Origin of the sequence: Devosia sp., assembly GCF_017307565.1 — a bacterium.
Lineage (GTDB): Bacteria > Pseudomonadota > Alphaproteobacteria > Rhizobiales > Devosiaceae > Devosia.
The window spans coordinates 1-5,860 of record NZ_JAFKHD010000147.1 but is presented as its reverse complement, the minus strand read 5'-3'; the positions used below and the strand labels follow the sequence as shown (position 1 = coordinate 5,860).

7 protein-coding genes are annotated in these 5,860 nt (G+C 58.6%); 1 reads left to right on the top strand and 6 read right to left on the bottom strand.

All coding sequences use genetic code 11. The features are described from left to right. The coding region (locus tag J0I64_RS03970) for a response regulator (RefSeq protein WP_291406312.1) at nucleotides 1-240 on the bottom strand (240 nt) is incomplete at its 3' end. Then, complete coding sequence (locus J0I64_RS03965) at nucleotides 237-536, bottom strand: STAS domain-containing protein (RefSeq protein WP_291406311.1); 300 nt, start codon at nucleotides 534-536, stop codon at nucleotides 237-239. The genes J0I64_RS03965 and J0I64_RS03970, both read right to left, overlap by 4 nt. A gap of 350 nt (nucleotides 537-886) precedes the next feature. Here J0I64_RS03965 and J0I64_RS03960 point away from each other — a divergent pair, with 350 nt between their 5' ends. Then, a complete protein-coding gene (locus tag J0I64_RS03960) occupies nucleotides 887-2,065 on the top strand; it encodes an ROK family transcriptional regulator (RefSeq protein ID WP_291406310.1) in 1,179 nt (392 codons plus the stop codon). Between the two features lie 354 nt (nucleotides 2,066-2,419). On the opposite strand, the gene J0I64_RS03955 is transcribed toward J0I64_RS03960, so the two are convergent. The 4 genes from J0I64_RS03955 to J0I64_RS03940 form a co-directional block, all read right to left on the bottom strand. After that, nucleotides 2,420-3,868, bottom strand: coding sequence for an MFS transporter (locus J0I64_RS03955; protein ID WP_291406309.1), 1,449 nt, complete (start codon nucleotides 3,866-3,868; stop codon nucleotides 2,420-2,422). Beyond that, a complete protein-coding gene (locus tag J0I64_RS03950) occupies nucleotides 3,865-4,605 on the bottom strand; it encodes an ABC transporter permease (RefSeq protein ID WP_291406308.1) in 741 nt (246 codons plus the stop codon). Before J0I64_RS03950 ends, J0I64_RS03955 begins: the two co-directional genes overlap by 4 nt. After that, nucleotides 4,602-5,540: an ABC transporter ATP-binding protein gene (locus tag J0I64_RS03945; protein ID WP_291406307.1), complete on the bottom strand. Its 939-nt coding sequence runs from the start codon at nucleotides 5,538-5,540 to the stop codon at nucleotides 4,602-4,604. The genes J0I64_RS03950 and J0I64_RS03945 overlap by 4 nt, the downstream gene beginning before the upstream one ends. Further along, nucleotides 5,537-5,860, bottom strand: a 324-nt coding sequence (locus J0I64_RS03940) for an ABC transporter permease subunit (RefSeq protein ID WP_291406306.1), incomplete at its 5' end; no start/stop codon positions are given. The genes J0I64_RS03940 and J0I64_RS03945, both read right to left, overlap by 4 nt.

Here is a 5,860-nt window from a genome sequence, read left to right as displayed (position 1 = left end):
AATGATCGGGATGCCCTTGCTGGAAGGGTGCTGGCGATATTTGCGGATAAATTCGATGCCGTTCAGAACCGGCATGTTGAGGTCGGTGATGACGGCATGGACCGTATTGGTCGTGGCCTTGTCATAGCCATCCTGCCCATTGACTGCCTCGATCACGTCGAGGCCGGCACTGGTCAGCGTCATCGCCACCATCTGGCGAATGGAGGCTGAGTCATCGATCGTCAGAATTGTCTTCGTCATGCCGCGCCCATCCAGAATCCTGCGTCACGCCCAGCCAGTAGGCCGGTGTTTCGAAGAACGTCTTTAAACGGGCGGCTGGGAGGACAGAGACGGATGCTCTTGTTGTTCTTTTCGGCAAATCTGCGCGCCGCAAGCAGCAACTGCACCAAGGTCAAATCGGCTTCGAGAACGTCCGATGAAATGACTTCGATCTCATCGGCTTGTGCCAGGGCGTCGCGGAACAAACTGGTGACATCGCCGCTTGCTCCGATTGTGGCCAGAGGCGGCAACGTCACGACGACACATTTTAAGATCATTCTAAAACTCGCGGCGAGACGAAACGGACAACACCAATACACACCGTGATATTTGGAGAATCATTAATAATATGTTTTGCGAATTAGACTCTTAAGCGAGTCTTCAACCCGAGTAGTGTTCGTGTTAGATTCCACATAAAGAGAGAATTAACGAAGCAAAACTTCGCTATAGAATCAATCTCAAAGAAATCTCCGAAAGTCAGACATCAATTGCCACATAGTGGAATCTAATGCCGGTGCCAGCGCAAGGAGGTTGGGGGTGGAGATTGTGGCGTGCTATTCTTTCGTTACTGACGTATCTCGCTTTTTCCCTGAGGCCGAACGCCCGCAACGATTCCCTGAGTGATAAAATGGACGATAAACGCGCTGTCTTTCGTGGAGGGATGCACAACAGCGACGTCAGGGATCAGAACAAGCGACTTGTGCTTTCCACCATTGCCGTGAACCCAGATTGTTCGGTCGCCGATCTGGCCCGGACCACTGGACTAGCGCCACAATCAGTAATGCGGGTGGTCGACCAACTCCTGTTGGAGGGGCTAATTTTGCGCGGTGAACAGGCGTCCCGAGACAGTGGGCGCCGAGGGCAACCGTCAACTCCTCTGCGCCTCAACCCAAGCGGCGCATACGCGGTCGGCTGCAAGCTCGGCTGGCGCCACATGCACATAGTGCTGTGCAACATGGTGGGTGACATTCTTGGTGAGGTGCAACAAGGATATAGCTATCCTGACTACGAGCGATTGCTCTCGGATGCCTCAGCGTCCATAGGCACTCTCATAGCGAAAATTCCGGCAAAGCACCGCGACCGCTTTCTTAGAATTGGCGTTGCTCATCCCTTTCATATGTCGCACGGACTCTTTGCGCTTGCCGCTCCTGAGCGACAGCATGACGATTGGAACGGGAGAAACATTGCCGAGGAAATGTCGGCCGCAACTGGATTCCCTACGATCAGCTTCAACGACGGAAAAGCAGCGTGTTGGGGCGAATTCTGTTTTCGCGATCACCCGCGACCGCGAAATCTCGCATATCTCAACGTGGGCACATTTGTTGGCTCGGGCTTGATTGTCGGGTCCAAGCTCTGGGAAGGCTCCAGTGGACGGTCTGTCAATCTGGGATCCATGACTATTTGCGAGAACGAAAGCGCTTCGCGCACATCGCAAGAGCTGGCGTCTGTTTTTGCATTTGAAAAACTATTGGAAAGGTCAGGGCTCCTCATCCCGCACGGCGACCCGGATGATTGGGACTGGGACGATCTTGAGCCAGTAACAAGCAACTGGATTAACGATGCCGCGGCCGCGTTCAGCAAAGTGGTTGCCAATACCGCTTCCATACTCGAAGTGGATACAGTCATTATTGACGGAGGAATCCCGAGAAACGTGGTCAGCAGACTGGTCGAAGCTGTCGAAGCGAAGCTGTCTGAGTTTCCTGAGCAAATGTTCGAGTGGCCACGAATTCTTGCTGGACGTCTGGGTCGGTCTTCGACTGCCATAGGCGCCGCGCTGCGGCCAGTAACACAAGCATATTTTCTCTAGGTCGCCTTCTTACGACCACCCACTTGCTACACACACGGCATGAGCCGGCGTGGCGCCGAGCCCGGCCGCCGCCAGGGCGACGAAAGCCACCGGTTTGAACGTGTTCTTCATCTTGCACCCCGGCTGCAGAAGGCAACCCATGCTCGGTTCACGCCTCAAACGCGATGAGGCAATATTCTACCAATTAGATCGAATTAATACAACTTAAATTCGAAGCGTCGCTGAGAACAGCTTCTACAAAAAACTCTCGGCAGTTCGTTGTAGCTTCGATGAATATCCATCGATCCGGAGTGAGTGAAAAAGAACCTATGGGAGGAAAACCGGGTAAGTTCCCGGCGTCCTCCGCTCCCGCAGTCAATTGGCGCGAGCAAACTGGCGATGGTCAATCATCGCCCAACTCAGCCACGCCCCGACTGCTGCCAAAACTGCTGTCGCGTAGCAGATGGCGGAAAACGCCTGATCGGTGGCGAGAACACGCAGAGCTTCCAGGTCTGCCGGTCCCGCCGTTTCCGGAATGACGCCGAAAGGTGCAACGCCAGCGGATGCATTCAGATTGAAGATGAAGAGCGCGAGTCCGCCCATTACAGCGACGGCGAAAAGACCGGCAACGCGGGCGACGGCATTGTTGATGGCAGAGGCCGTTCCGGTCTCTCCATCTTTGACTGCTCCCATAACGGCAGTCGAAACCGGTCCGGCAATGCCGCTCATGCCAATACCAAAGAGGGTCATCAGTGGCACAATACCGAGCCAGACCTGATGCAGGTGCGCCGTGAGGCCAAAGCCGACGAAGGAAAGTGTGACCAGAAAGGCACCTACCGCGATGACTGGCCCAGGACCATAGCGGTCCGTCAGTTTTCCAGCCGGCGGCGAGAGGATCGTCAGCACAATTCCGAAGGGCAGCATGGCAATGGCCACCTCGGCCGGCGATATCAACCATCCAGCGATCATCACCATCGGCAGGTAAAAGAGAACGGCCGAAAGACCGAAGTAAATGAGGAACGTCACCGCCTGCGCTCCCGAGAAATGACGATCGGCAAAGAGGGCCAATGGCAGCATGGGCGCCTGGGCCCGAGCTTCCCAGACGAGGAAGACCAGTAGGGCCAAAAGGCCCGCACCGAGATAAGCCCAGAACCAGCCAGACACGTCGATAAAGGCCCAGGAGATCAACAGTAGGGTAACGGTCGCCAGCGCCGCTCCGGCAAGGTCAAGAGGCTTGGGCGCGCGACCGGACGCGTCCGGCATGCCGAGCAGAAGCGCGAGGGCCAGTACTCCGAGCGGCAGGTTGATGGCAAAGACCCAGCGCCAGCTGTCGTCTCCGAACCAGGTGAGCAGGGCACCACCCAATACGGGCCCCAGAAGCGTCGTGAGCGAAGAGGCGGCGGCCCAGGTGCCGATGGCGCCACCGCGCTGATCCTTGGGATAGGCCTCGGCAATGATGGCAAGGCTACCCGGCACCATGAAAGCTGCACCGATACCCTGAAAGGTGCGCGCCGCGATCAGGAAGGCGGCGTTTGCTGCAAGTGCCGAGGCTAGCGAGGCTAGGACGAAGAGCACTATGCCGGCGGCAAAAACATTGCGCAGGCCGAAGCGGTCTCCTGCGGCCCCACCGAGCAACAAAAGCGAAGACAGCGTGAGGAGATAGGCATTGGACACCCACTGCACATCCGCAAGACTCGCGCCGAGACTAGCGCGGATGGCCGGGGTGACGATGGAAATCACCGAACCATCGATAAAGCCCATGGAGGAGGCCACGATGGCTGCAACGAGAATGCGGCGGCTTTGGGCGGGCGAATAGTCGGTCATCGCTGATCCTGCCGGTAGCGGCTGAAGTGGCGTTCAATGGCAAAGAGGGACGTGTTGACGATGATGGCCAGTGCGCCGACCACCAGCGCCCCCTGCGCCACAAAGGCAAGGTTGGTATTGATGAGGCCGGCCATTATCGTTTCGCCCAGAGTACTGGCCGCAACAGTGGAGCCGATTGTCGCCGTGCCCATGGAAATGATGGCCGAGATGCGTATACCCGCCAAGATTGTAGGCAACGCCAGGGGCAGTTCGACGCGCAGGAGTCTTTGGCCATCGGTCATGCCGGTGCCGCGCGCTGCCTCGTGAACCTCGGGCGACACCGAAGCGAGGCCCGCCAGGGCATTTTCGAAGATCGGCAACAGCCCATAGAGGAAAAGCGCAAGAAGCGTCGGCGCGGTACCGAAACCGAGAACAGGTACGGCGAGCGCAAGCACGGCAACCGGCGGGAAGGTCTGCCCGACATTGGCAAGGGTGCGCGATAACGGCAGAAATTCACGGCCCGCCGGGCGTGTGACGAGAATAGCGAGACCGATGGCGACAACGCTCCCCGCCAGGGTCGCTGCAGCGACGATAGCAAGGTGATTGAGCGTCAGATTGAGCAGCGAATTCTGCGTATAGATCGCGGCTTGGCCGTTGCGGGTCAGCGGCGCAAAGAGCCAATCGAACCAATCCGGCCGGGCCAGAAAGACGCCGAGCAGAGCCAACGCCGCCAGTCGGATGAGCACACTCATCTTCATTGCGGCCGCGCCGCTTGGCGAATGGCGGTCGCAAGCGTCACGCGACCGAGGGGCTTGCCGGCAATGTCGTGAACGGGCACGGCAGTGCGCCCACTCCAGAGCGCTTCTTCAAGCGCGTCACGCAGCGAGGCACCTTCGCCTATGGCGGCGCCGGTGGCTTCGCCAGGTTCGATGAAGGGACGAACTGGCTGCAGCGAGAGAAGACGGAATGGCCGCTCTCCAGTGCCCAACAACTCGCCGACAAAATCGGTCGCGGGGCGCGTGACGATTTCCTGTGGCGTATCGTATTGCAGGAGTTTCGCGCGATCCATCACCGCGATCCGATCGCCCAGATGGATGGCTTCATTCATGTCATGAGTTACGAGCACAATGGTCGTGCCTAGGCGACGCTGGATCTGTCGCAAATCCTCCTGTGCCCGAGCCCGGATGATGGGGTCGAGCGCGCCGAAGGGCTCGTCCATCAGCAGAAGCTTTGGCGCAGCGGCCAGAGCGCGGGCGACCCCCACGCGCTGTTGCTGGCCACCGGAAAGCTGGCTCGGATAGCGATCGCGGAATTCGGCGGGGTCGAGCTGGAAGAGAGCAAGCAACTCGTCGACCCGCGCCTTGACCCTGTCAGCATCCCAACGGAGCAGGTTCGGCACGGTGGCGATATTCTGGCCCACGGTTCGATGCGGGAAAAGGCCGTGCCCCTGAATGGCATACCCGATCTGACGGCGTAGTTCATGGGCAGGTATGGTGCTGGTGTCCCGACCATCGATCAGAATGCGTCCCGAACTGGGTTCGACCAGACGGTTGATCATGCGCAGCAGCGTCGTCTTGCCCGACCCGGACGTACCGACGATGACAACCAATGCGCCGTCGGGGATCGTCATGGACACATCATCGACGACGCAGGTTTCGTCGAAAAGCTTCGAAAGATGCTCGATCTCGATCATGTTCGGCCTTTCACGGAGACCAGTTCAACTGCGGCGTCTAGAATAACGGCAGAGGCAAAAGCGAGGGCGACAGTCGGCACGGCGCCGAGCAGCACCAAGTCCATCGCCGTCTGTCCCACCCCCTGGAAGACAAAAACACCAAAGCCCCCTCCCCCAATCAGGGCCGCAACGGTAGCGAGGCCGATATTTTGGACCAGCACGATGCGGATGGCAGCGAGGATGGAGGGAAAGGCCAGCGGCAACTGCACCTGCAGCAGGCGTTCTGCGTTGGTCATGCCCATACCGCGCGCGGCCTCGTTGGCGGCGGGCGATACAGCATC

Coding starts and splice junctions, on each gene's coding strand:
- J0I64_RS03960 (WP_291406310.1), top strand. CDS start 887: ATGGACGATAAACGCGCTGTCTTTCGTGGAGGGATGCACAACAGCGAC.
- J0I64_RS03965 (WP_291406311.1), bottom strand. CDS start 536: ATGATCTTAAAATGTGTCGTCGTGACGTTGCCGCCTCTGGCCACAATC.
- J0I64_RS03945 (WP_291406307.1), bottom strand. CDS start 5,540: ATGATCGAGATCGAGCATCTTTCGAAGCTTTTCGACGAAACCTGCGTC.
- J0I64_RS03950 (WP_291406308.1), bottom strand. CDS start 4,605: ATGAAGATGAGTGTGCTCATCCGACTGGCGGCGTTGGCTCTGCTCGGC.
- J0I64_RS03955 (WP_291406309.1), bottom strand. CDS start 3,868: ATGACCGACTATTCGCCCGCCCAAAGCCGCCGCATTCTCGTTGCAGCC.